The organism is Paractinoplanes lichenicola (genome assembly GCF_016785085.1).
GTDB classification, from domain to species: domain Bacteria; phylum Actinomycetota; class Actinomycetes; order Mycobacteriales; family Micromonosporaceae; genus Actinoplanes; species Actinoplanes lichenicola.
This window is the reverse complement of sequence record NZ_JAENHO010000018.1, coordinates 109,160-131,753: the sequence shown is the minus strand read 5'-3', so window position 1 is coordinate 131,753 and position 22,594 is coordinate 109,160. Positions and strand designations below refer to the sequence as shown.

Annotated in this window: 22 protein-coding genes; 14 read left to right on the top strand and 8 right to left on the bottom strand. The window is 73.6% G+C overall.

Annotated elements, in window-relative coordinates; all coding sequences use genetic code 11:
• Positions 1-100: 100 nt before the first annotated feature.
• Positions 101-1,060, bottom strand: a complete 960-nt coding sequence (locus JKJ07_RS44290) for a hypothetical protein (RefSeq protein WP_202998071.1) — start codon at positions 1,058-1,060, stop codon at positions 101-103.
• Between the two features lie 460 nt (positions 1,061-1,520).
• Here JKJ07_RS44290 and JKJ07_RS44285 point away from each other — a divergent pair, with 460 nt between their 5' ends.
• Positions 1,521-2,159 (top strand): SanA/YdcF family protein, encoded by a 639-nt coding sequence (locus JKJ07_RS44285; protein ID WP_307834753.1) that lies wholly within the window; start codon positions 1,521-1,523, stop codon positions 2,157-2,159.
• Here the strand turns inward: JKJ07_RS44285 and JKJ07_RS44280 are convergent.
• From JKJ07_RS44280 to JKJ07_RS44270, 3 genes are read right to left on the bottom strand one after another with little or no spacing between them, the layout of a single operon-like run.
• Positions 2,156-3,433 carry a glycosyltransferase family 2 protein gene (locus JKJ07_RS44280; RefSeq protein WP_236031028.1) on the bottom strand — a complete coding sequence of 426 codons (1,278 nt, stop codon included), beginning with the start codon at positions 3,431-3,433 and terminating at the stop codon, positions 2,156-2,158. The genes JKJ07_RS44285 and JKJ07_RS44280 overlap by 4 nt on opposite strands.
• Positions 3,427-4,407, bottom strand: a complete 981-nt coding sequence (locus JKJ07_RS44275) for a glycosyltransferase family protein (protein ID WP_202998061.1) — start codon at positions 4,405-4,407, stop codon at positions 3,427-3,429. The genes JKJ07_RS44280 and JKJ07_RS44275 overlap by 7 nt, the downstream gene beginning before the upstream one ends.
• Positions 4,404-5,315 (bottom strand): WcbI family polysaccharide biosynthesis putative acetyltransferase, encoded by a 912-nt coding sequence (locus JKJ07_RS44270; RefSeq protein WP_202998059.1) that lies wholly within the window; start codon positions 5,313-5,315, stop codon positions 4,404-4,406. Before JKJ07_RS44270 ends, JKJ07_RS44275 begins: the two co-directional genes overlap by 4 nt.
• Positions 5,316-5,490: 175 nt before the next feature.
• Here JKJ07_RS44270 and JKJ07_RS44265 point away from each other — a divergent pair, with 175 nt between their 5' ends.
• From JKJ07_RS44265 to JKJ07_RS44235, 7 genes are read left to right on the top strand one after another with little or no spacing between them, the layout of a single operon-like run.
• A complete protein-coding gene (locus JKJ07_RS44265) occupies positions 5,491-6,570 on the top strand; it encodes a glycosyltransferase (RefSeq protein WP_202998057.1) in 1,080 nt (359 codons plus the stop codon).
• On the top strand, positions 6,567-7,664 hold the full coding sequence (locus JKJ07_RS44260) for a glycosyltransferase (protein ID WP_202998055.1): 1,098 nt from the start codon (positions 6,567-6,569) through the stop codon (positions 7,662-7,664). The genes JKJ07_RS44265 and JKJ07_RS44260 overlap by 4 nt, the downstream gene beginning before the upstream one ends.
• A complete protein-coding gene (locus JKJ07_RS44255; protein WP_202998053.1) occupies positions 7,655-8,620 on the top strand; it encodes a hypothetical protein in 966 nt (321 codons plus the stop codon). The genes JKJ07_RS44260 and JKJ07_RS44255 overlap by 10 nt, the downstream gene beginning before the upstream one ends.
• Positions 8,617-9,435: a galactosyltransferase-related protein gene (locus tag JKJ07_RS44250; RefSeq protein ID WP_202998051.1), complete on the top strand. Its 819-nt coding sequence runs from the start codon at positions 8,617-8,619 to the stop codon at positions 9,433-9,435. Before JKJ07_RS44255 ends, JKJ07_RS44250 begins: the two co-directional genes overlap by 4 nt.
• On the top strand, positions 9,432-9,920 hold the full coding sequence (locus tag JKJ07_RS44245) for a hypothetical protein (protein WP_202998050.1): 489 nt from the start codon (positions 9,432-9,434) through the stop codon (positions 9,918-9,920). The genes JKJ07_RS44250 and JKJ07_RS44245 overlap by 4 nt, the downstream gene beginning before the upstream one ends.
• Positions 9,921-9,970: 50 nt before the next feature.
• Positions 9,971-11,332 (top strand): M20/M25/M40 family metallo-hydrolase, encoded by a 1,362-nt coding sequence (locus tag JKJ07_RS44240; protein WP_202998048.1) that lies wholly within the window; start codon positions 9,971-9,973, stop codon positions 11,330-11,332.
• Positions 11,333-11,367: 35 nt separating this feature from the next.
• Positions 11,368-12,432 carry a DUF3616 domain-containing protein gene (locus JKJ07_RS44235; RefSeq protein ID WP_202998046.1) on the top strand — a complete coding sequence of 355 codons (1,065 nt, stop codon included), beginning with the start codon at positions 11,368-11,370 and terminating at the stop codon, positions 12,430-12,432.
• Positions 12,433-12,445: 13 nt separating this feature from the next.
• Here the strand turns inward: JKJ07_RS44235 and JKJ07_RS44230 are convergent, their stop codons facing one another.
• Together JKJ07_RS44230 and JKJ07_RS44225 are read right to left on the bottom strand one after the other, a co-directional pair.
• Positions 12,446-14,326, bottom strand: a complete 1,881-nt coding sequence (locus JKJ07_RS44230; RefSeq protein ID WP_202998044.1) for an ABC transporter permease — start codon at positions 14,324-14,326, stop codon at positions 12,446-12,448.
• Between the two features lies 1 nt (position 14,327).
• The gene (locus tag JKJ07_RS44225; protein ID WP_202998042.1) at positions 14,328-15,071 is read right to left on the bottom strand and encodes an ABC transporter ATP-binding protein; all 744 of its coding nucleotides are present in this window, start codon (positions 15,069-15,071) and stop codon (positions 14,328-14,330) included.
• A 139-nt stretch (positions 15,072-15,210) separates the two neighbouring features.
• On the opposite strand from JKJ07_RS44225, the gene JKJ07_RS44220 reads away from it, so the two are divergent.
• Positions 15,211-15,657 carry a hypothetical protein gene (locus JKJ07_RS44220; RefSeq protein WP_202998040.1) on the top strand — a complete coding sequence of 149 codons (447 nt, stop codon included), beginning with the start codon at positions 15,211-15,213 and terminating at the stop codon, positions 15,655-15,657.
• Here the strand turns inward: JKJ07_RS44220 and JKJ07_RS44215 are convergent.
• Positions 15,650-16,666 (bottom strand): LLM class flavin-dependent oxidoreductase, encoded by a 1,017-nt coding sequence (locus JKJ07_RS44215; protein ID WP_202998038.1) that lies wholly within the window; start codon positions 16,664-16,666, stop codon positions 15,650-15,652. The genes JKJ07_RS44220 and JKJ07_RS44215 overlap by 8 nt on opposite strands.
• Before the next feature lie 56 nt (positions 16,667-16,722).
• Here JKJ07_RS44215 and JKJ07_RS44210 point away from each other — a divergent pair, with 56 nt between their 5' ends.
• The 5 genes from JKJ07_RS44210 (at position 16,723) to JKJ07_RS44190 (ending at position 20,074) form a co-directional block, all read left to right on the top strand.
• Entirely contained in the window at positions 16,723-17,121 is a 399-nt protein-coding gene (locus JKJ07_RS44210; protein WP_202998151.1) for a class I SAM-dependent methyltransferase, read from the top strand.
• A gap of 9 nt (positions 17,122-17,130) precedes the next feature.
• Complete coding sequence (locus JKJ07_RS44205) at positions 17,131-17,877, top strand: SDR family oxidoreductase (protein ID WP_202998036.1); 747 nt, start codon at positions 17,131-17,133, stop codon at positions 17,875-17,877.
• A 236-nt stretch (positions 17,878-18,113) separates the two neighbouring features.
• Entirely contained in the window at positions 18,114-18,350 is a 237-nt protein-coding gene (locus JKJ07_RS50750) for a hypothetical protein (RefSeq protein ID WP_236031027.1), read from the top strand.
• A gap of 10 nt (positions 18,351-18,360) precedes the next feature.
• A complete protein-coding gene (locus JKJ07_RS44195) occupies positions 18,361-19,239 on the top strand; it encodes a helix-turn-helix transcriptional regulator (protein WP_202998034.1) in 879 nt (292 codons plus the stop codon).
• 10 nt (positions 19,240-19,249) lie between these two features.
• Positions 19,250-20,074: an alpha/beta fold hydrolase gene (locus tag JKJ07_RS44190; protein ID WP_202998032.1), complete on the top strand. Its 825-nt coding sequence runs from the start codon at positions 19,250-19,252 to the stop codon at positions 20,072-20,074.
• A 39-nt stretch (positions 20,075-20,113) separates the two neighbouring features.
• Here JKJ07_RS44190 and pheT read toward each other — a convergent pair whose 3' ends face one another.
• Positions 20,114-22,591 carry a phenylalanine--tRNA ligase subunit beta gene (gene pheT, locus JKJ07_RS44185; protein ID WP_202998030.1) on the bottom strand — a complete coding sequence of 826 codons (2,478 nt, stop codon included), beginning with the start codon at positions 22,589-22,591 and terminating at the stop codon, positions 20,114-20,116.
• Positions 22,592-22,594 lie beyond the last annotated feature (3 nt).

The following is a 22,594-nucleotide window of genomic DNA, read 5'->3' as shown; positions in this document are numbered from 1 at the left end:
GCTGCGAAGGAAAGAGATCCTTGCCGATCCGCCTTTGTTCGTCGCCCGATTAACCGGGGCGATGCGGGCCCTGGTCGTCGTAGGGGCGCGGGAATGGTGCTCAGGCGTTCGGCGGTGGGGTGGTGAGGCGGCGGAACAGTTCTTCCGGGGAGGATTGTGTCAGTTCGTCGGGTAAGGCTGCGAGGTGTGGTGTGGGTTCGCCCAGCCTGGCCGGGTCGGAGTAGCTGCTCCTGGTGACGAGGCTGCCGAACAGCGCTTGGACGTGGTCATGGTTGGCGGGGTAGGCGGGATTGCTGGGCGCGAGCAGCCAGCGTTTCGCCGTGTCGGCGACCATCTCGTCTTGGTCGTGGGAGAGGATCTCGTAGATCTCGCGGGTGGCGCCGGGAAGGTTGGCCAGCCAGTAGCGGACGTTGACCGAGCGGTCGTGCGCCAGTGCGAGTAAATCCTCGACCGGTACCTCGCGGCCGTTCGAGTTGGCGTGGACGACGGCGTTACGTGCCCGCCAGTCCTTGTCGTGTCGCAGGGCCAGGAGCTGCGGCATCGTGGTCAACCCGTTTTGACCGGCGGTGGCTCGCACGCGGCCGTCGCTGTCGGCGAGCAGGGTCGCGACGACGGCGGGTTGGTCGGTGCACTCGGCCAGGGCGACACGGACCTGGAAGGATTCGTCTCGGGCGAGTGCGTCACCGATCTCCGGCGGCAGGCCCGGCTGCTGGGCCAGGACCAGTCGAATGTCCGGGTCGTCGGCGACGCACATGGCCCGGCGGGCGGGCAGGGTGGCGGCCGGGTTGCCGGCCGCGGTCAGCCGCACCCGCCAATGCCGATCCGCCAGCATGGTGATCAGCACAGCCTCAGGCACGGCTGGGTTTCCCGCGACGGCTTCGCGGGTGGCGAGATCCCGATCGGCGGCCAATGTCCGCAATGCTTCGCCCGGCGCGTCGGAGCGCGATGCGACCGCACGCCGGACAGCCGGTGAGGTATCACCGGCGTACGCGATCAGTGACTCCGCACTCGCGTGCCGTACCGCCGCCACACGCTCTGCGACCCGGCCCCGTCCCGCCATGCCCTCACCCTAGAGACAGAGGCACCCGCGATCTTGTTTCTTTGTCCAGGCGACTGAATCCTGAGCTCGGCACCAGGCTTTCCCGACGCCGGCCAACCACCCGGATTGCCGCATGCAATGCGCGCGGCCCGCGGTGGTGCAGCGGGGCGGTGGTGCAGCGGGGCGGTGCCGCAGCGACGCCGGTCAGCGTCAGTGATCAAACGGCGGGCTGAGCCGTGGTCCGCGGTCATGGGCTCTCGGCGAGGCGGGTCAGCGACGTTCGAGTGCTTTCGATCAGGGCGTTCCCGCGCACGTCCAGGTAGACGGAGCAGACCGCTTTGCCGTCGACAGTCCTTGCCTGCGAGACGAGGCGAGCAGCGACAGGGCGGCGATGGTGTTGACAGGGGCTGGCATCGTCTCGCGGGTGGGGATCAAGACGGCAGGCATCAGGACGGCGTTGAACCGGCGTTGGATCCGTCGGGTGTTGACGGCCGGAGCGTTCGCGGTAGCGCTAGGCGTGCTGACCTCGGCGGGCGGCGAACTCTGGACGAAAGGCACCGCGCACGGCCACGTCTACAGCGAGGCCGAAGTCCCCGCGGCCCCGGTGGCGATCGTCCTAGGGGCCCAGGTCTACGACGACGGCACGCCCTCGCCGTTTCTGGCGGCGCGGCTCGATATCGCCAAGCGGCTGCTCGACGCGGGCAAGGTGCGGGCCATCCTGGTGTCGGGCGATCATTCGCGCTGGGAGTACGACGAGCCCGGCTCGTCCGAGGTCTATCTGGTGGCCCGGGGGGTGCCGGCGGCCCGAATAGCCCTCGACTATGCGGGTTTCGACACGTATGACTCGTGCGCGCGGGCCAAGCGGATCTTCGGCGTGGGTGAGGCCATCGTCGTGACGCAGAGCTACCACATCGACCGGGCCGTGGCTCTCTGCCGCACGCTGGGGATCGACGCGACGGGTGTGGGCGACGACTCGGTGCGGATCTACACCGAGCCGTGGCGCAATTCGGTCGTGCGGGAGCGGGGTGCGGTGCTCAAGGCCGTGGCCGACGTCGTCACCCGCCGTGACCCGGTCTTCCTGGGCCGCCAGGAGACCACCGTGCAGGAAGCGTTGAGCTAGGCCCAGCCCCCTAGATAACCGGCCAGCCCCGGGTCGGCGTCGAGTGCCACGATCTCGGCGTCGGTGCTGACGCGGGTCTCGAAGAGATCCTTGCCCCACGTCGCCCGCCGGGCTCGGGCGCGCGCGGAGTCGATGCGGATCGGTCCGAGCAAAACGGTTCCGAGCGTGCCGACGCCGACCGACTCCACCGCTTCCCGAAGTTCCTTCCCCGTACGGTCGGCGCGAACCGCTTCCGGCACGTCGACGACCACGCGAGCGGGCGGCTCCGAACCCGCGCCGAGCACCCGCTGATCGGCCGCGAACAGGTCGGCGAACTCGTCGGGCACGGTCACCACTGCGGCTGGCAGCACGGCGAGCAGCGAGTCGACGCAGACGAACGCCGCCGCGGGTGAGTGCGCCGCGCCGAGCCGGATCAGCACGTCCGTTCCGGCGCTGCGCAGCCCGTGGCCGCGGGAGCCGGCGACCGGGATGCGCTCGGCCAGCAGCAGCGTCTCGTCGTCCTTGCGGGCCCGGCGGGCGGGGTCCTCGAGGTCGCGGCCCGCCCAGTCGGGACCGTCGTGCCAGGCCACGGCGTCGGCCACGTGCGCGAGCACGGCCCCGCCGAGCCAGGCCCGGTACGCCCACTCCCAGTCCTCGCCGCCGTACGTACGGAAGCTCTCGTCGAACCCGCCGACCCGCTCGAAGAACCAGCGCGAGCAGGCGAGGGCTGCGCTGATCACGTATCGGTAGGAGCGGTCGTCGGCGTCGAGCAGGTCGCGGGAGAGCCGGTAGCCGTCGCGCAGCCACTGCGGTTCGGGCAGCTCGGCGGCCGGGCCCGCCTCCTCCACGGGCGCGTCGACGGGCAGCCCGGCCAGTTCCGCGTGCCGCCGCCGGCCGACCACGACCGCCTCGGGCGCGAGCGCCGGCAGCCGGGCCATCCGGGTGAGGTAGCCGGGCTCGGGCACGGTGTCGGCGTCGAGGAAGCACAGCACGTCCCCGCTCGCGGCCGCCGCGCCGAGGTTGCGGGCCGCCGCCGCGCGGAACCCCTCGTCGGCCTGGCGCAACAGCCGGACCCCGTACGGGACCTGGGGTGGCTCCGGCGAGCCGTCGTCGACCACGATGATCTCCGTACGGGCTGCGGGGTGGGTCTGGCGGCGCAGCGCGGCCAGGGTGCGGTCGAGCTCGGCCTGCTGCCGGTAGTGCACGACGACGACCGACACGGCGGGCGGCTCGGCCGGGTCGATCCCGTCGAGCAGGTCCCAGCGGTTGCCCGGCACGCAACGTCCGTTCACCATGCGATGTCTCCTGTCCACCAGCGGAGGTAGGCGGCGGCGGTGTCGTCGAGATGCGGGCGGGTCACCGCGTCCGCCGCCAGCCACGTCGAATCGGGGTCGGCCAGCGCCTCGGCGATCGCCACGCCGAGCCGGTCGGGGTCGACGAGCCGGACGGTGCCGGGCCGCAGCTCGGCCATCTCGCGGGTGTAGCGCCCGTCGGCGACCAGCGGGCGCCGGCCCGCGGCGATCCAGGTGGCCAGCGAGCCGGAGGCCGAGAAGTGCCGGTGGGCCACGACCGGCACCGCGGCCGAGCGGCAGCGCGCGATCAGGTCCTCCTCCGGCACGAATCCGGTCACGTCGACGGTGACTCCCCGGGCCGCGGCCTGCTCGGTGAAGGCGCGCAGGTCCTCCTCGTGCCCGGCCGACGGGCCGCCCAGCACGGTCATCCGCGCCCCCGGGGCCAGCGCCTCGACGACTTCGGCGTGACCCTTGCCCGGATAGAAGAACCCGAGCACGGCAACGTCGGGATGATCATGCAAGCGACGCGAAGCAGGGGGCGCCGGGGCGACGGGCAGGGGGACGACGCCGAGCGCCCGGGGCACGATGCCCGCCTCGGCCAGGTGCGCCGCCTCGTGCCGGCTGTTGACGACCACGCCCCGCGCGGCCGCGGCGACCCGGGCGTAGCAGTCGGTGCGGCGCGGCCGGTTGCGCGGCCCGTCGGAGGCCTGCGGCACGTCGTGCAGCGTGACGGTGAGCGCCGTCCGGCCCGCGATGCGCTCGACGAGCGCGGCCGCCTCCTCCGGCGACGACGCCCAGAGCCGGTCGGTGAAGTGCAGGTGGGCCCGCTCGGGCGGGTCGGCGCTGGTCAGCGCGGCGGCCGGGGTGGCCAGGGGCCGGCCGGTCGCCGCCTCCGTGGCCGTGGCGAGATCGCGCGCGGCGACGGTGACCCCGTGCCGCTCGTCGGCGGTGACGACCAGCGCCGGCAGCCCGCTCACGCGAGACCCGCGATCCGCAGCGCGTCCGCGTGCCGGGCCAGGCCGGCCTGCACCGCGTCGGGGTGCCGCGAATACCACTCCAGGTGCGCCTCGCGGACGGCCCCGGCCTCGACGGGCTCGCCGGCGACGACCCAGTGCGGGCGTTCCGGCTCGTCGATCTCCCAGGCCTCGATGACCACCGCCTCGCGCGGGGCGTGCACCGAGTCGAGCAGCGGCCGGCCCGGGTCGACGGTGTGCTCGGGCAGGCCGGCGGCGGCCCGGACCCGCGCCGCGAGGGCGGTCCAGATCGGGTTGCCGGGGTGGTTGAGCGTGCGCATCTGCCCGAACGAGGGCCGGGCGAACAGGTCGGAGACGACCACCGTGCCGTGCGCGGCCTCCCGCGTGCGCAACTGCTCGAGGGAGTGCTCGGCGATGGCCCGTACGGCGGGCACGTCGAACGGCGTGCGCAGGCTCAGGCCGGCGGCCTCGGCCAGCAGGCGCAGGTCGTGATAGGCGACGACCGGCGGGGCGAGGCTCGGGTCCGACGGCGGGCGGACGATCGCGTGGGCCGGGTAGAGGCCGGCGAAACGGATCACCGGGACACGCAGGGTCTTTGCCCCGCGGCCGAGCGGTTCACGCAGCTGCGCCGAGCCGAGCGGCAGGCCACGGTAGTTGTCGCGGATCGGCTGCGTGATCAGCAGCGCCGTCCGGGCCAGCCAGCGGGCGAGGTGCACGAGGTCGGCCGCGACGAGCTCGTGCACGGGCGGCATCCGTACGGTCCGCAGGCCGCCGCCGTCGAGCATGAGGCGCAGCGACTCGGCCTGGCAGTTGCCGACGACGAGCACGACGGGCCCGTCGCCGCCGGGCTCGTCGAGGCCGTAGAAGACCCCGTAGTGCCGCGTACGGGGATCGGGTTCGGATGCCGCCATGGTCTCCCTCTACCCAGGTGACGGCCGTCCGAAGGCACCCGGACACGTCTTAGTGATCTTTGTCGTTCACAGCAATATTTTCCCTATGGCAAGGGAATAGGCTTCCCGACCCTCTCGACACGCCTGGTGAGTTCGCGTCGGTCGCACCTGTCCGACCGACCCCGAGGACGTCACCATGACGCTTGTCGCACCCGTCGTCTCCACGATCCAGGTGGCCGCCATCCCGGCCGGCCACCCGTACGTGCGCAACGTCGTGGCCGGGACCGGCGTCGGCCTGCTGCCCGACCCGCCCCCGCCCGGCGCCACGGACGGACGCTGGTGGCCGCCCGTCATGTGCGACGCCGCCTGGGTCGCCGCCCACGCGGACCGCTTCGACGTCATGCACATCCACTTCGGCACCGAGTCGTATCCGACCGCCCACCTCCGCTCGCTGGTCCGGGCGCTGCGCGCGGCCGCCCGCCCGCTGGTCTACACGCTGCACGACCTCGAGAACCCGCAGCTGACCGATCAGACGACCCACCGCGAGCACCTCGACGTGCTCGTCCCGGCGGCCGACGAGGTGGTGACCCTGACCCCGGGCGCCGCCGCCGCGATCGAGCGCCGCTGGGGCCGTACGGCCGAGGTCATCCCGCACCCCCACGTGCTGCCACTCGACGCGCACGCCCCGGCCGGGACCGGCTCGGACCCGTACGTGATCGGGGTGCACCTGCGCGACATCCGGCCCGGCACCGACGCCGTCCGCGCGGTCGCGACCCTGCTCGACGCCGTCGACCGCCTGCGGGCGCAGGGCGTGGCGGCCACCGGCCGGGTCCACGTCAACGAGCGGGTCCGCGACGAGGCCGCCCGCGCCCAGGTCCAGGCCCTGATCGCGACGCACCCCGGGGCCGAGCTGCGCCGCACCGAACGGCTGAGCGACGACGCCCTGGCCCGCTCGATCGCCGACCTCGACGTGGCCGTCCTGCCGTACCGCACCGGCACGCACTCCGGCTGGACCGAGCTCTGCTGGGACCTCGGCGTCCCGGTGGCCGGACCACCCGTCGGGTACGCGAGCGAACAGCATCCGGAGGACTTCGCCGTCTTCGGCTCCGGCGACGGCGCCGCGCTCGCGAACGCCGTACGCGGGCTGGTCGCCGGCGCGCCCCGGCCGGGTTCCGCCGCTCGCCGGGTGCGGCTGGCCGACCGCCGCCGGCAGCGCCTCGCCCAGGCGGCCGCCATCACCGCCGCCCACACCGCCCTCTACGAGCGCGTCGCATGAGCACCCGTACGCGCACGATCGCCGTCATCGCCCCGCTGCGGCACCCCATCCAGGAACCGCACGCGGGCGGCCTCGAGGCCATGGTGTGGGACCGCGTCCGGATGCTGCGCGCCCGTGGCCACCGGGTGCTGCTGTGCGCCGTCGCGGGCTCGCAGTTCCAGGAGGGCGGCCCGGCCGAGTTCCGGCTGCCCCCGGTCGTCTGGCCCGACGAGCGCGACGCCACCGACTCCACGTTCCCCCCGGGGCACCTCGAGCGGGCCATCCCGGCCCTGGAGGCGGCGCTCGACTTCATCCGGCGCCACGCCGGCACGATCGACCTGGTCGACAACCACAGCCTGCACCCGCAGCCGCTGAATTGGGCCGGGCGGCTCGGCGTGCCCATGGTGACCACCCTGCACACGCCCCCGCTGCCGCGGCTCGTCCCGGCGGCCCGCGCGGCCGAGCACCACGGCAAGCTGCTCGCCGTCAGCTCGCACACCGCCGCCGAGTGGCGCGAGCACGGCGTCGAGGCGCTCGTGATGCCCAACGCCGTCGACGGTGACCGCTGGCGGCTCGGCCCCGGCGGCCGCGACCTCGTCTGGTTCGGCCGGATCGTGCCCGAGAAGGGCGTGCACGTCGCCGTGCAGGCGGCCCGGCTGACCGGCCGCAAGCTGCGGATCGCGGGCCGGGTCGGCGACGTCCCGTACTTCCGCGAGCACATCCGCCCGTTCCTCGGTCGCGGCGTCGACTACCTCGGTCCCCTCGGCCAGCCCGCGCTGGCCGACCTGGTCGGCCGCAGCGCCTGCGCCCTGGTCACCCCGCTCTGGCCCGAGCCGTTCGGCCTGGTCGTGGCCGAGGCACTGGCCACCGGCACCCCGGTCGCCGCGTTCGACGCCGGCGGCATCGGCGAGGTCGCGGGTGGGGCGGCCGCGGTCGGGCTCGTGCCGATGGGCGACGCCGAGGCCCTCGCGCAGGCCGCCGAGCGGCTCGTGCCGGTGGGCCGCCACCACCGGCAGCGGACGCGGGCCGAGGCCCTGGCCCGGTTCTCCCTCGACCACCGGGCCGCCGAGCTCGAAACCGTCTTCGACCTGGCAGGAGCCGACGCATGGGTCTGACCGGCTGGTACGTCCACCACCACGGCGCGGGGCACCTGACCCGCTTCCTCGCCGTGCGCCCGCACCTGCCGGGCGAGGTCGTGGTCTTCAGCTCACTGCCGCGACCGGACGCTCTGCCGCCCGCGACGACCTGGGTGCGCCTCGACCGCGACGACGACGGTGACCCGGCCGGGGCGGACCCGACCGTGGGCGGGCTGCTGCACTGGGCGCCGCTCGGCCACACCGGGCACGCGCGCCGGTTCGCGGCCGTCGCGGGGGCGATCGCCGAGCGGCGCTTCGACCGGTTCGTCGTGGACGTATCGGTCGAGGTGGCGCTGCTCGTCCGGCTGCTCGGCGTGGCCACGGTCGTGGTCACCCAGCCCGGCGACCGCGGCGACGCCCCGCACCGGCTCGCCTACGCGTCGGCGACCCGGGTGCTGGCGCCGTGGCCCGCGGGCGTGCACAACTCCCCCGCCGCGCCCACGCTGGTCGAGGTCGGTGGCATCTCGCGCTTCGACGGCCGTACGCGGGAAGTCGAACCGACCCCCGGCACAGTGCTGGTGCTGGGCGGGGGCGTGGCCGAACGCGACCTCGACGCCGCCGCCGCGGCCACCCCGGGCACCCGCTGGCAGCACGCCGGCAGCTCGGCCCGGACCTGGCTCGCCGACCCCTGGGACGCCCTGCAGCGGGCCGAGGTCGTGGTGGCGGCGGCCGGGCAGAACAGCGTGGCCGACCTGGCCGCGGCCGGCGCCCGCGCGGTGATCGTGCCGCAGCCACGCCCGTTCGACGAGCAGGTCGCCACCGGGCGCATCCTCACCGCACGCCGGCTCGCCGTCGTGGCGCCCGCGTGGCCCGGCACCGACGCGTGGCCCGCCCTGCTCGACCAGGCCCGCAACCTACGCCCCGACTGGTCACAGTGGGGCGTCACCGGCGCCGCCCGCCGCGCCGCCGACGCGATCGCGCAGGTGGGCGCGTGACCGCCGTCATCACCCTCTGCTCCGCGGCCCGGCTCGACCACGTGCGCCGGCAGCAGCGCCTGCTGACCACCGAGCCCGTACGCCGGATCGTGGTGTGGCTCGACGCCGACGCGCCACCGCCCTTCCCGGGTGCCGAGGTCGTGCACGTCCCGCCGGGCCGGCACGGCATGCTGCTGGCCGCCGGTCGCAACCGGGGCGCCCTCGCCGCCGCCGACGCCGACCTGCTCGTCTTCCTCGACGCCGACTGCCTGCCCGGCCCCGAGCTCTTCACCCGTTACCGCTCGGCGGCCGACGCGCATCCGGACGCCCTGCTCTGCGGGCCGGTCACCTATCTGCCCGAGGGCGTACGCCCGGAGCACGCGGACGCGCTGCCGCCGCTGACCGCACCGCACGCGGCCCGCCCGGCCCCGCCCGCGGGCGAGAACGTGGTGGCCGGCCCGGACGACTACCGGCTGTTTTGGTCGCTCTCGTTCGCCGTGACGGCTAAGACCTGGAGCGTGCTCGGCGGCTTCGACGAGGCGTACGAGGGCTATGGCGGCGAGGACACCGATCTCGCCTGGACCGCGCGGCAGGCCGGCGTCCCGCTGGTCTGGACCGGCGGCGCGCACGCCTACCACCAGCACCACCCGACCTCGTCCCCGCCGTGGCAGCACCTCGACGACATCCTGCGCAACGGCCGCCTCTTCGCCGACCGGTGGGGCTTCTGGCCGATGCGGGGCTGGCTCGACGCGTTCGCCGAGGCCGGCGCCATCAAGCACACAGCGGCCGGATGGGAAAGAACCCAGGCCCCACGGAGGCTATCCTCCCGGCCATGAGCAGACGTTTGATCGCCGTCGGGGCGAGTCTGGTGCTGGGCGCCGCCGCGCTCGTCGCGGTCGACTCGTGGCACGACCGGCGGATCGAGCGGTGCGATCGGGAAAGCGCCCGGCTGGCCGGGATCGACCTGCTCGGCCAGGGGCCGGACGGGTTCCGGCCCGACCCGCCGGCTTCCGGCTGCGACGTGGACCGAGCCGTCGCGTACGCGACCCGCCAGTTCATCGCCGTCGGCGGCCCCGGCGTCGACCGGCTCGACGGGCGCTCGACGGCCACGGTCGACCGGGCGGCGGTCACCGCCTTCTACCGCCGGGCCCTCGAGGATGCCGCCTGGCGGATCTCCGACCGGGTGCCGGAGCCGGGCCCGAACGCGGCCGCCCTGTGCGCGAGCAAGCCACAGACGTACGTGAACGTGTCGTTCCCGGCCGAGGGCCTCTACGAGGTCTTCCTGGCCGACCACGAGGACGCGGGCGCCCGCTGCACCTAAGCATCGATGACTGTAGACATCTGCCCACTGGGCGGGACACAGTGAGGGGCATGGCCAAGTCGAGTCGGCGTGCTTTCTTGTCCGTGACCGCGGCTGCCGCGGCCGCACCGCTGGTGGCCGGGGAGGCCCGGGCCGGCGGGGTTGCTCCCAGCCGGGAGTTGCGCGCGATCCTGCGAGAGATCGACCCGAGGCGGATCGAGGCGATCGTCCGCAAGCTGGTGTCGTTCGGCACCCGGCACACGCTGTCCAGCCAGGACGATCCCGTACGGGGAATCGGGGCTGCCCGGGATTGGATCTTCGCCGAGTTGCAGCGCTATGCCGCGACGTCGAACCAGAGGATGACCGTGGAGCTGCAGTCGTTCGTGCAGCCGGTGTCGCCGCGGGTGCCCGTGCCGACCACCATCACCAATGTGATCGCGACCCTGCGGGGCAGCGTCACCCCCGAGCGGACGTACGTGGTCACCGGGCACTACGACTCGCGGGTGACCGACGTGATGGACGCGGTGAAGGACGCGCCGGGGGCGGACGACGACGCCTCGGGGGTGGCCGTGGCGATGGAGCTGGCCCGGGTGATGGCGACCCGGCGGCCCGAGGCGACGATCGTCTTCGCCGCGGTGGCCGGGGAGGAGCAGGGACTCTACGGCTCCGATCACATGGCGCAGGTCTATCGCGACCGCGGCACCGACATCCAGGCCATGTTCAGCAACGACATCGTGGGCACGGGCGACGCGCACGACGGCACCCGGCCCGCCAACCGCACCGTACGGCTTTTCGTGGAGGGCGTGCCGACCTCGGAGACCGCGGCCGAGGCGACCACCCGCAAGAGCGTGGGTGGCGAGAATGACGGGCCGTCGCGGCAGCTGGGGCGGTTCGTCAAGGACGTCGAGCCCGAGGGCACCGACGTGCGGGTGATCTGGCGCCGGGACCGTTACCTGCGCGGCAGCGACCACATCTCGTTCCTGCTGCGGGGCTATCCGGCGGCCCGGTTCACCGAGCCGCGCGAGAATTTCGCCCACGAGCACCAGGACGTACGGGTGGAGAACGGCATCCAGTACGGCGATCTGATCGAGTTCTGCGACTTCGACTACATCGCGCGGGTGGCCCGAGTCAACGCGGCGGTGCTGTGGTCGCTGGCCGAGGCGCCGGGCACGCCGCGGGGCGTGGTCATCGACACGACGCAGCTGACCAACGAGACGACCCTGCGCTGGGAGCTGGGCACCGAACCGGATCTGGCCGGCTACGAGGTCGTGTGGCGGGAGACGACCGCGCCCGACTGGGAACATTCGCGGGCGGTCGGGAAGGTGACGACGGTGACGATCGACCTGTCGAAGGACAACGTGTTCTTCGGCGTACGGGCGCTGGACAAAGACGGACACCGCAGCCCGGTGGCGGCACCTAAGCCGTCCAGCTGAGACCCTGAGTGGTCTTCCGGTGCCACGATGGGATCATGACGCTCGATCACACGGTCCGGCTGCGCTTCGGGGACAAGTCGCGCGCGGCGGAGACACACACCAACCTCTCCGCCGTACGTCTCGACGGGCCCGTGCTGTGGATCGCGGGCGACGAGACCGCGACCGTGGAGCGGCTGGTCGCCGACAACCCGGACGCGCCGACCGAGTTCGGGGCCGAGACCACTTATCGGCTCGGCGATTTCATCAGCCTGCCCGGCACCGACATCGAGGAGGAGGCCGACGTCGAGGGGCTGGCCCGCACCGGCCGTTTCCTGTGGGCGATCGGCTCGCACAGCCTGCGCCGCAAGCAGATCAAGGACCGGCACGAGGGCGAGAAGGCGCTGCGCCGGCTGGCCCGGATCGAGGGTCAGGAAAACCGCCAGATCCTCGTACGCCTCCCGATCGCCGACGTCGACGGGCTGCCCACGCCCGTACGGGAGATCGAGATCGACGGCGAGCGGCACCTCGCGGCGGCCCTGGGCGGCAAGGACGACCTGCGGCACCTGCTGCGCAAGGACGACCACCTGGCGCCGTTCCTGCCCATCCCCGGCAAGGACAACGGGCTCGACATCGAGGGCATCGCGGTCAGCGGCGACCGGGTCTATCTGGGGTTGCGCGGTCCGGTGCTGCGGGGCTGGGCCTTCGTGCTCGAACTGCGGCCCTACATCGACCCGGACGAGCCCGACCGGCTGCGCCTGCACGAGTTCGACGACGGCTTCACCTATCGCAAGCACGTGCTCAAGCTCGACGGCCTGGGCGTGCGCGACCTGTGCCCCGACGGCGAGGACCTGCTGATCCTGGCCGGCCCGACGATGGACCTGGACGGGCCGGTGCGGGTCTATCGCTGGCACGGCGCCTGCCGCTCCGAGCAGCCGACGATCGTGCGGGGCGACCTGATCAGCCGGGTGCTGGAGCTGACCTTCGGCGAGGGCGACGACCACGCCGAAGGCCTGAGCAACTACGGCGACGGCCGCCTGCTCATCGTCTATGACAGCCCGGCCGCCGTGCGCCTGACCGAGGACGACGCCGTCATCGCCGACGTCGTCCGGCTGCCGTCCTGACGTGTTGGTCGCCTCATTCGCGGGCGGCCAGCAGGGTCACCGGGGCCCGGCGGGTGGCCGACCATGAGGTGATCAGGCTGGTCAGGCCGGTGACGGTCAGGGCCACCAGCACGACCCCGCCCACGAGCGTCCAGGGTATGTCGAGGTTGGCCGTGCCGGTGACGGCCGACGTGGTGGCCAGCACCGCGATGAAGGCGCCGCCCGCCGCGAGGGCCCCCAGCACCAGGCCCGCGCCGGTGACCGCGTACGCCTCCAGCAGCGCCGCCCGGATCACCTGGCCGCGGGTCAGGCCGGTCACCCGCGCCTCGGCGAACTCGCGCCGCCGGGTGGCCGCGCCGATCACGATCGCGTTGACCACGCCGATCAGGGCGTAGAGCCCGCCCAGGCCGAGCACGATCAGCATGACCTTGCGGTTGGTGTCGTCGCGGGTGGCGGCGTCGGCGCGCAGCCAGTCGTCCAGGTCGGACACCGGACCCGTGCGGGCGAGCGCGGCCCGCACGGCGGCGCGGTCGGCGCCGGGCTCGAGCGCCACGAACGACACTGCGGACGCCTCGGCCAGTTGCGCCTCGGGCACCAGGCCACGCGGCAGCAGCAGGCTGGCCCCGCCGCTCAGCGCGGCCGGCACCGAACCCGTCACCGGCAGCTCCCCCAGGTCGCCGCCGGGCAGGCGCAGCCGGACGGGCCCGACGCGGGGCACGTCACCACCGGGCCCGGCCACCGCGGTCCGGCCGGCGAGCGTCACCGGGGTGCCGTGGATTGCCGAATACGCCGCCGGGTCGACCACCAGCACCGAGGCGCCCACGACCTCCTCATATTCGCCCTCGCCGTAGGTCACCTCGCCGGGCAGGGCCAGCTCGGTCGACACCGCGGCCACGCCCGGCACCGCGCCGGCCGGGCCGCGGCCCTCGACCACGAAGTCGGCGTGGGTGGTCCGCTTCAGCTCGTCGACGCCGCTGGCCGTGAACGACACCCCGGCCGCGGTGTTGCCGACCACCAGGGCGACCAGCACGATCAGCGGGGCCGCGACCGAGGCCGAGCGGCGGCGCGCGTCGCGGACACTGGCCCGGGCCAGCGAGCCCAGCACCCCGCCGCCGACCGGCATCAGCCGGGCGATCAGCGGCACCAGCAGCGGCGCGAACGCCACCACGGCCACCGAGGCCGGCATGGCCACGTTCATCGCCATCGCCACGCCGCCGGACGGGCCGCCGTGCGGGGCCACGATCATCAGCGCCAGCGCGCCCCCGAGGAAGATCAGGCCCGCGATCCAGCGCCCGGCCGTCATCACCCGGGCCGCCGGGCCGCTCTCGCGCAGCGCCTCGAGCGGCCGCACCCGGGCCGCCCGACGCGCGGCGACCAGCACCCCGGCCACCGCGAGCAGGATGCCCGTGCCGAACGAGACGCCGAGGATCCACATGCGCCACTGGCCGGTGAAGCCCTCGGGCACGAACTCGAACCGCCGCATCAGCCACGCTTGCAGGGCCATCACCTGCAGCCCGGCCGGGATGCCGAGGCCCGCCCCGGCCAGGCCGAGCAGCAGCGCCTCGCCCAGCAGCAGGCGCCGCACGTGGCCGCGGCCGCCGCCGACCAGGCGCAGCAGGGCCAGGTCACGCCGGCGCTGATCGACGGTGAAGGCGAACGTGGAGCTGATCACGAAGCCGGCCAGGAACACCGCCCCGCCGAGCACCACGCCCAGCATCGACACCGCCGCGGTGGCGCCGTCGGAGATCTGCATCCGCTCGGCCTCGCTCACCCCGGGCGGCGGGTCGAAGGTGGCCGCCGAGATGAGCAGCAGCAACGAGGATTGCACCAGCGCCACCCCGAGGGCGACCGACAGCAACGCGCCGACGAACAGCGTCCAGCGCTCGGCCAGGCCGGCCCGGCTCATCCCCAGCATGTCAGCGCTCCCATTCGGCGAGACGGTCGGCGACCTGGTGGGCGGTCGCGCCGGCGAGCATGTCGACCACCCGGCCGTCCCGCAGGAAGACCACCGAGTCGGCGCGGGCCGCCGCGCCCGGGTCGTGGGTGACCATCACGATGCTCTGCCCGGCGTCGGCCATGGCCCGCATCAGGTCGAGCACCGTGCGGGCGGCGGTGGAGTCGAGCGCGCCGGTGGGCTCGTCGGCGAACAGCACCTCGGGCCGGGTCACCATGGCCCGCGCGATCGCCACGCGCTGCTGCTGGCCGCCGGAGAGCTCGCGCGGCTTGTGCCGGGCGCGGTCGGCCAGGCCCACCGCGTCGAGGGTGGCGCGCACGTCGGCCCGGCGCGGGCGCTGCCCGGCGAGCCGCAGCGGGAGCGCGACGTTCTGCTCGGCGGTGAGCGCGCCGATCAGGTTGAAGCTCTGGAAGACGAACCCGATACGGGTGCGGCGCAGGGCGGTCAGCTCGGCGTCGCTCGCCGCGGTGAGGTCGGCGTCGCCCAGCAGCACCCGGCCGGAGTCGACCTTCTCGAGCCCGGCCGCGCAATGCAGGAGCGTCGACTTGCCCGAGCCCGAGGGACCCATCACCGCGGTCCAGCCGCCGCGCGGGAACTCGAGGGTCACGTCGTCGACCGCGTGGACGGCCGCCGCGCCACGACCGAAGACCCGGCTCACGCCGTACAGGGAAATGGCATTGCTTGTGGTGGTCAGCGTCGTCGTCATGAGGAAAACGCTATGCAGGAGCGGCCCCGAAGTCCCTACGGCCAGCACCCCAACCTGGGTAGTGCTAGGCCCATTAGGGGGGTGGGGTTGAGTGCCGCTACTCAGGCTCGGGCGGGCGCTGATTCATAGGTTCTTACCCATGACGAAGCGACGGAAGATGGTCTGGACGGCGGCGATCCTGGCGGCGGCGGTGGCGGGCGCGGGGGTGGGCACGGCGGTGTGGGCCGATCCGCTCAAGCTCCCGGGCAGCCACACGGTCGAGGTGTACGCGCAGGACGACGAGCTCACGGGCGAGACGCAGCAGGACCCCGGGCTGTTCCGGATGTGCGACGCCGACACCTATTACGCCGAGGAGGGCGACCGGAAGCTGTGCATCGTGCTCAGCGGCCCGCTCGGCGAGGTCGAGGCGCAACGCAAGGACGGCAAGGTGACCGTGGCCGCGGGCGACGTGGCCGGGCTCAAGCGGATCGCCGCCGCGAACCCCGGCGCCACCACCCTCGTGCTGATGGGCAGCGGGCCGTCGGCGCGGATCCCGGTCACCAGCCTGACCGAGGGGCAGAACGTGACCGTGACCGCCCTCAATTAGCGGGCCGCCACCCCAGCGCCGGGCCGAGGTGGGTGGCGATGTCGGTGAGGATCTGCACGTAGTCGGCGTGCTCGAAGCTGAACGGCAGCGCGAACGCCACCTCGTCGATCTCGCGATAGGCCGCGTGCGCGTGCAGCCGGTCGGCGATCTCGGCCGACGAGCCGAGCAGGTCGGGCGAGAAGAGCATCCGGGCCGGGCCCTGCGGTTCCCTGGTACGGGGGGTGCGCTTCTCGACGTACGCGGAGTATTTGGCCTTCTGCTCGGACGACGCCGAATCGGTGGGGATGACGACCAGGCCCTGGGACACCCGGGCCTGCTCGCCCGCCGGATGGTGCTTGCGGAACGCCCGCACGTGCGACAGCTGGATCTCGGCGAAGTCCTCCGCCTCCTCGGCCTTGACCACGCTGCTGGTCAGGAAGTTCATGCCGTGCTCGCCGGCCCACTGGGCGGAGCGCAGGCTGGCCCCGCCGTACCACATGCGGGCGGCCAGGCCCGGCGAGTGCGGCTCGACCCGGCTCGAGAAGACCTCGACCACGCCCTGGGCGCCGCTGAAATCGGTGACCTGCTCGCCCCGGACGTGACTGAGCAGCCGCTCGACCCGCCGATAGCTGAAATCCTCGGCGCCGGCGGTGTCCGGATAGAGCGCCTCCTTGACCGTCTCCCAGTTCATCGGCGGGCCGACGCTGACGCCCGGGTTGATCCGGCCGCCCGAGAGCACGTCGACGGTGGCCAGATCCTCGGCCAGGCGCAGCGGATTCTCCCAGCCGAGCGGGATCACGGCCGTGCCCAGCTCGATGCGGGACGTACGTTGCGAGGCCGCGGCCAGCACGGCGATCGGCGACGAGATGCCGTACTGCAGGTGGCGGTGCCGCAGCCAGGCGCTGTCGAAGCCCAGCTCCTCGCCCAGCTTGATGACCTCGAGGGTGGACTCGTGGCCGGGCCGCGGGTCGTCCCCGTCGAACAGGCCGATCGTCAGGAAGCCGAGCTTGCGCAGTGGTCGCGACGTCATGCGTTCCAGAGTAGGACGCATGATCGTGCGCACGTCGTTTCGCGTCCCGTCGGGCGATCGGGGTCGACCTCTGGCGCTCGGTCGACCAGTCCGGCAACGATCCGGCCCGCACGCTGGCCAACGCCGCCGCCGAGGGGGTCACCGTCGAGCTGATCACGGCCGACCTGCGGACCCTGCCGATCGCCACCGGGTCGGTCGACGTGGTGCTGAGCAGCCTGGCCATCCACAACATCCCCGACGACGCCGGACGCACGGCCGCGATCGCCGAGGCCGCCCGGATTCTGCGCCCCGGCGGGCGGCTGCTCATCGTGGATTTCCGGCACGCACCGGCGTACGGGAAGCAGTTGATCGGTCTTGGCCTGACCGACGTCGCGGTGCGCGATCTGGGCCCGCGCTTCTGGTACGGCGGGCCCTGGGGCCGCGCGAGCGCGGTGACGGCGACCGGCCCCCGATAGGGTCGATCCGTGAAGAACGAGGGAAGTGCCCTGGTCAGTGGGGCCTCGCGTGGCCTCGGTGCGCACATCTGCCGGCGGCTCGCCGCGGACGGGTGGCCGGTCGCGGTCAACTACCGTTCCGACGCGGACGGGGCGGCCAAGGTGGTGGCCGACATCGAGGCCGCGGGCGGGACGGCAGCCGCGTTCCAGGCCGACGTCACCGACGAGCACGAGGTGCGCCGGCTGGTCGCCGAGGTGGTGCAGACCCTGGCCCCCGTACGGGTGGTGGTCGCCAACGCCACCGGCCCGCAACCGGCGTCGCGGGCCGAGGACACGACGTGGCAGCAGCATCTCGACCAGCTCACGTTCTTCGTGAAGAGCCCGACCCTGCTGCTGCACGAAACCCTCCCCCACATGCGCCGTCTCGGCGGCGGCCGGTTCATCCACATCGGCTCCGAGATGGTGGGGCGGGCACTGCCCGGCTTCTCGGCCTACAACGCGGCCAAAGGCGCCCAACTGGTGCTGGCCCGCACGTGGGCCCGCGAACTAGGGCCCGACAACGTCACCGTCAACGTGGTCGCCCCCGGCTGGATCCCGGTCGAACGCCACGGCGACCTGACCGAGGACGACACCCGCGACTACGTGGCCGGCCTCCCGCTGGGCCGCCTCGGCACCCCGCAGGACATCGCCGACGTGGTCGCCTTCGTGGCCTCCGACGCATCCCGCTTCATCACCGGCGAACGCATCCACGTCAACGGCGGCTACACCATCGATTAACCCGCTGATCTGCGGAAATGTTGATCACGGTGGTGGCCGACTACGGGTCGGGGATCTGGCCTTTGCCGAGGTGCGGCAGCGGTTTGCCCGGTTGATGCCGCGGGCCGAGGTCCAGGCGGTGCCCGTGCCGGCGTTCGACACCGTGAGTGCCGGGTTCTGCGTGGCCAAGCTGGCCCTGACCGACGGGCCGGCCGACCGCGTCGTCTTCGCGAATGTCGCGCCGCGGGAGGATGAGGATGATCCGCGGCCGGACAACGCCGGTGAGCGGCTGGCGCGGCCCGGCTCGACTCGGGTGTGCTGCTCGTCGGGGTGGCGTCCGGCGCGAGCCCGTTGCGGCCGGGGTCGTGTCGTTCGCGCCGGGCAGTTCCGGGTGGGGGCGGCCGTTCTACGAGTTGTTGCTGCGGGGCGGCAACGCGGCCGACGCGCTGGGCCGCCCCCGTGCGGGCGCCCCGGTCGTCATCACCCCGCCGTAGACTGACGGGGATGAATCGGGCGTGGCTGGGTCAGTTCCTGCGGAGCCGGCGTGAGGCCCTCTCGCCGGTGGCGGCGGGGCTGCCGACGCGTGCCACGGGGCGCACGCCGGGGCTGCGGCGCGAGGAGGTGGCGCAGCTCGCGAGCATCTCGGCCACCTATTACGAACGCCTGGAGCAGGGTCGCGGGCCGCATCCGTCGGCCGCTGTGCTGGCGGCGATCTCGGCGGCGTTGCGGCTCACCGGTGACGAGCGGGCCCACCTGTTCCGGTTGGCCGGGCAGTCCGCGCCGGCCCCGGCCGAGCCGGAGCGGCCGGTCGAGGTCGATCCCGGGCTCGCGCACCTGCTGGACGCGGTTTCCGACACCACCCCGGCCTTCGTGACCGACGACCTGGGCACCGTGCTCGCGCAGAACTGGCTCAACGTCACGCTGTTCGGGCGGTTCGCCGGGCGGCCCGGCCTGGCCGGCAACCTGGTCTGGCACTGGTTCACCAGCCCCGCCTGGCGTGACCGGCTCGACCCGCCCGAGTCGCAGGAACAGACCGGCTACGCGTACGTGGCGGATCTGCGCGCCGTCCTCGCCGAGCACGGGCCCGGCGGCCGCGCCGAGCGGCTGGTCGAGCGGCTGACCGCAGCCAGCGGCGAGTTCCGGGCGATGTGGGAGCAGCACCCGGTGGCCACCCTGCACTGTGCGACCAAGGTGGTGCACGACGAGCGCGTCGGCCGGCTCGACCTCGACTGCGAGATCGTGATGAGCCCGGGCGCGCGGCAACGGATGCTGATGATGAAACCGGCGGCCGGCAGCCCGAGCGCCGACCGGATCGCGGCGCTGCACGCCCACCGGCCAGACCCGCACCATCAGGACGTGGTTGACGAGGCGAGCCGTCCCTAGCGTCCTTCGCATGCGTAACGTCATTCTCGTGCACGGCTTCTGGCACGGCAGCTGGTGCTGGAGCCCGATCACCGCTCGTCTCGCCGCGCGTGGCATCCCTTCGGTCGCCGTCGACCTCGATGGTCACGGCCTCGGGGCGCGGGCGCCGCGCTCCCGCTGGTCGGTTCCGTTCGACCCACAGACGTACGCCACCGAGCCGTCACCGGTCGCCGGCATCACCGCGTCGTCGGCCGCGGCGACGCTGATCGAGCAGGTCCGGACGATCGGTGGCGGCCGGCCGTGCGTCGTGGTGGCGCACAGCATGAGCGGGCCGGTGGTCACGCTGGCCGCGGAGCGGGAACCCGGCCTGTTCGCTCACATCCAGTACGTGTCGGCGTTCGCGCCGGTCAGCGGGCACGCCACCGCCGACTACATCGGGCTGCCGGAGAACGCCGGCGACCTGGTGGCCCCGCTGCTGGCCGCCGACCCGGCCGTGGTCGGCGCGCTCCGCATCCGGACGGACGACCACGCGGCCCTGCGTGAATGCTTCTACGGCGACGTCGAGCCGGCCCGGGCCGAGGCCGCGATCGCCTTGCTCAGCGTCGACGGCCCGATGGGCATCCCGGGTGAGGCGTTCCCGGTGACGCGGGCGCGGTTCGGGGCGGTGCCGCACAGCTATGTGATGTGCACCAGGGACAACGCCGTACGACCGGAGCTGCAGCGCCGGCTGATCCGCGAGCTCGACGCCGTGTCGGCCGCGCCCACGAAGGTCTTCGAGCTGGACTCGTCGCACTCGCCGTTCCTGTCGCGCCCGGACGAGCTGACGGACGCGATCGAGACGGTCGTTCTGCCCTAGGCAGCGCCGGGCGGGGAATGCCCCGCCCGGCGCAACCCGTCAGGCGCCGCGCAGGACGGCGCCGAAGCGGGACGTCACCGCGGCCACGGCGGCGTCCCTGGCGGCCAGGGTCTCCTCCGTGGTGAGGGTGCGGTCGGGCGCGCGGAAGGTCAGCTTGTAGGCGAGCGACTTCTTGTTCTCGCCGAGTTGCTCCGACTCGTACAGGTCGAACAGGGACACCGACTCGAGCAGGGTGCCCGCGCCGGAGGCCAGCACCGCGGAGACGTCGGCGGCGGGCACCGCGGCGTCGAGCACCAGGGCCACGTCGATCAGGGCGGGCGGGAACGACGAGATCGCCGGGGCCTGCGTGACCGGCGGCAGCGGCAGCACGTCCAGGTCGAGCTCCGCCACGCAGGTGCGCTTGGGCAGCTCGAACGCGGACACGACGGCCGGGTGCAGCTCGCCCGCGTGCCCGACGACCGCGCCGTCGACCGAGATCGCCGCGCAGCGGCCGGGGTGCCAGGGGGCCAGCTCGGCCGCGGCCACCGACACCCGGTCGGCGGTGACTCCGGCCGCCGACAGGGCGATCCGGGCCGCCTCGACGGCGTCGGCCCACGACGCGGCACGACCCGGGCCCCACCAGCCGGCGGGCTCGATCTCGCCGGTCAGCGCGACCGCGAGGTGCCACGGCTGCACGGGCACGATCTCGTTGGCCGCCGACCACTCGGTGGCGGTGGGCCGGCGGTCGACACCCATCGCGGGCGGGGCGGTCGAGGCCAGGCGGGGCAGGAACACCGTGCCCATCTCGAACAGGGCCACGTCGCGCTTGCCCCGGCCCAGGTTGCGGCGGAGCGTGCCGAGCAGCGTCGGCAGCAGCGACGTGCGCAGCAGCGGCTCCTGCTCGCTGAGCGGGTTGGTCAGCCGCACGGCGCTGCGCCGCGGGTCGTCGGCCGCATAGCCGAGCTGGTCGGCCGCGGCGGGCGCCACGAACGGATACGACAAAACCTCGACGTAGCCGTTCTCGGCCATCGCCCGGCCCACCGTGCGCCGGCGACGCTGGGCCGCGGTGAAGCCGCTGCCGCCGCGCGCGGGCGGCAGAAGCGAGGGGATGTCGTTGTAGCCGCCCAGCCGGGCCACCTCTTCGACCAGGTCGATCGGGGCCAGCAGGTCGGGCCGCCACGACGGCGGGGTGACCTCGAGCGGGCCGGCCCCGGTGACCTGGCAGCCGACCCGCGACAGCAGCGCGGTCACCTGCTCGGTGTCGTAGGCCAGGCCGATCCGCCGCGTCGGCAGGGCCGGGTCGAGCGTGATCGTCGCGGGGGCGGCCACGTGGTCGATGTCGAGCACCCGCTCGTCGACCGTGCCGCCGGCGTGCTCGGTCAGGATCCGCACCGCACGCTCGAGCGCGACCAGGGTGAGCTGCGGGTCGACGCCGCGTTCCCAGCGCTTGGCGGCCTCGCTGAACAGCTTGTGCCGGCGGGCCGTGCGGCCGACCATCACCGCGTCCCAGTGGGCCGCCTCGAGCAGCACGTCGACCGTGTCGGCCTGCCACTCGCTGGTCTCGCCGCCCATGACCGCGGCCAGCGAGATCGGGCCGGTGTCGTCGCAGATCACCATGTCTTCCGCGTCGAGCACCCGGGCCACGCCGTCGAGCGTGGTCAGCTTCTCGCCGGGCCGGGCGCGCCGCACGACCAGGCCGCCGTTGAGCCGGTTGAGGTCGAACACGTGCATCGGCTGGCCGAGCTCGAGCATCAGGTAGTTCGTGATGTCGACGGGCAGCGAGATCGTGCGGATGCCCGCGGCGACCAGGCGCTGCTGCATCCACGCCGGCGAGGGCGCACTGGGGTCGATGCCGCGCACGACCCGGGCCGAGAACCGGTCGCAGCCAACCGTGTCCTCGATTTTGACCTCATACGGGGCTTCTTCCGTCGCGCCCTGAAAGGACAGCGCAGCGGGGTCGGTGTAGGCCGCGTCGAACACGTAGGACAGCTCGCGGGCCAGGCCGCGCAGGCTCATCTCGTAGCCGCGGTCGGGCGTGATCTCGACCTCGACCAGCACGTCGGCCAGCCCCACCACGGGACGCGCGTCGTCGCCGGGCTTCGCGGCGCCCTCGCCGAGCACGATGATGCCGTCGTGATCGCCGCTCAGGCCCAGCTCGGCGGCCGAGCAGATCATGCCGTTCGAGTTCCGCCCGTACGTCTTCCGGGCGCCGATCTTGAAGCCGCCGGGGAGCTCGCCGCCGGGCAGGATGACGGCCACCAGGTCGCCCTCGGCGAAGTTGCGGGCGCCGCAGACGATCTCCTGCGGCTCCGACCGGCCGACGTCGACGGTGGTGAAGCGGATCGGCTTCTTGAACCCGGTCAGCTCCTCGATCGTGAGCACCCGGCCCACCACCAGCTCACCCCGTACGGTGGCGGCCTGGTCGACGATCGACTCGACCTCCATGCCGAGGTTGGTCAGGGCCTCGTCGAGCCGCTCGGCGGTGAGGCCCGCGGGCAGCTCGACGAATTCACGAAGCCAGGACAGTGAAGTCTTCATGTG

Excerpts from the sequence above, each read along its gene's own strand:
- JKJ07_RS44290 (WP_202998071.1), bottom strand. The coding sequence starts at position 1,060 with ATGGCGGGACGGGGCCGGGTCGCAGAGCGTGTGGCGGCGGTACGGCAC.
- JKJ07_RS44280 (WP_236031028.1), bottom strand. The coding sequence starts at position 3,433 with ATGGTGAACGGACGTTGCGTGCCGGGCAACCGCTGGGACCTGCTCGAC.
- JKJ07_RS44270 (WP_202998059.1), bottom strand. The coding sequence starts at position 5,315 with ATGGCGGCATCCGAACCCGATCCCCGTACGCGGCACTACGGGGTCTTC.
- JKJ07_RS44265 (WP_202998057.1), top strand. The coding sequence starts at position 5,491 with ATGACGCTTGTCGCACCCGTCGTCTCCACGATCCAGGTGGCCGCCATC.
- JKJ07_RS44260 (WP_202998055.1), top strand. The coding sequence starts at position 6,567 with ATGAGCACCCGTACGCGCACGATCGCCGTCATCGCCCCGCTGCGGCAC.
- JKJ07_RS44255 (WP_202998053.1), top strand. The coding sequence starts at position 7,655 with ATGGGTCTGACCGGCTGGTACGTCCACCACCACGGCGCGGGGCACCTG.
- JKJ07_RS44245 (WP_202998050.1), top strand. The coding sequence starts at position 9,432 with ATGAGCAGACGTTTGATCGCCGTCGGGGCGAGTCTGGTGCTGGGCGCC.
- JKJ07_RS44240 (WP_202998048.1), top strand. The coding sequence starts at position 9,971 with ATGGCCAAGTCGAGTCGGCGTGCTTTCTTGTCCGTGACCGCGGCTGCC.
- JKJ07_RS44235 (WP_202998046.1), top strand. The coding sequence starts at position 11,368 with ATGACGCTCGATCACACGGTCCGGCTGCGCTTCGGGGACAAGTCGCGC.
- JKJ07_RS44230 (WP_202998044.1), bottom strand. The coding sequence starts at position 14,326 with ATGCTGGGGATGAGCCGGGCCGGCCTGGCCGAGCGCTGGACGCTGTTC.
- JKJ07_RS44225 (WP_202998042.1), bottom strand. The coding sequence starts at position 15,071 with ATGACGACGACGCTGACCACCACAAGCAATGCCATTTCCCTGTACGGC.
- JKJ07_RS44220 (WP_202998040.1), top strand. The coding sequence starts at position 15,211 with ATGACGAAGCGACGGAAGATGGTCTGGACGGCGGCGATCCTGGCGGCG.
- JKJ07_RS44215 (WP_202998038.1), bottom strand. The coding sequence starts at position 16,666 with ATGACGTCGCGACCACTGCGCAAGCTCGGCTTCCTGACGATCGGCCTG.
- JKJ07_RS50750 (WP_236031027.1), top strand. The coding sequence starts at position 18,114 with ATGATCCGCGGCCGGACAACGCCGGTGAGCGGCTGGCGCGGCCCGGCT.
- JKJ07_RS44195 (WP_202998034.1), top strand. The coding sequence starts at position 18,361 with ATGAATCGGGCGTGGCTGGGTCAGTTCCTGCGGAGCCGGCGTGAGGCC.
- JKJ07_RS44190 (WP_202998032.1), top strand. The coding sequence starts at position 19,250 with ATGCGTAACGTCATTCTCGTGCACGGCTTCTGGCACGGCAGCTGGTGC.
- pheT (WP_202998030.1), bottom strand. The coding sequence starts at position 22,591 with ATGAAGACTTCACTGTCCTGGCTTCGTGAATTCGTCGAGCTGCCCGCG.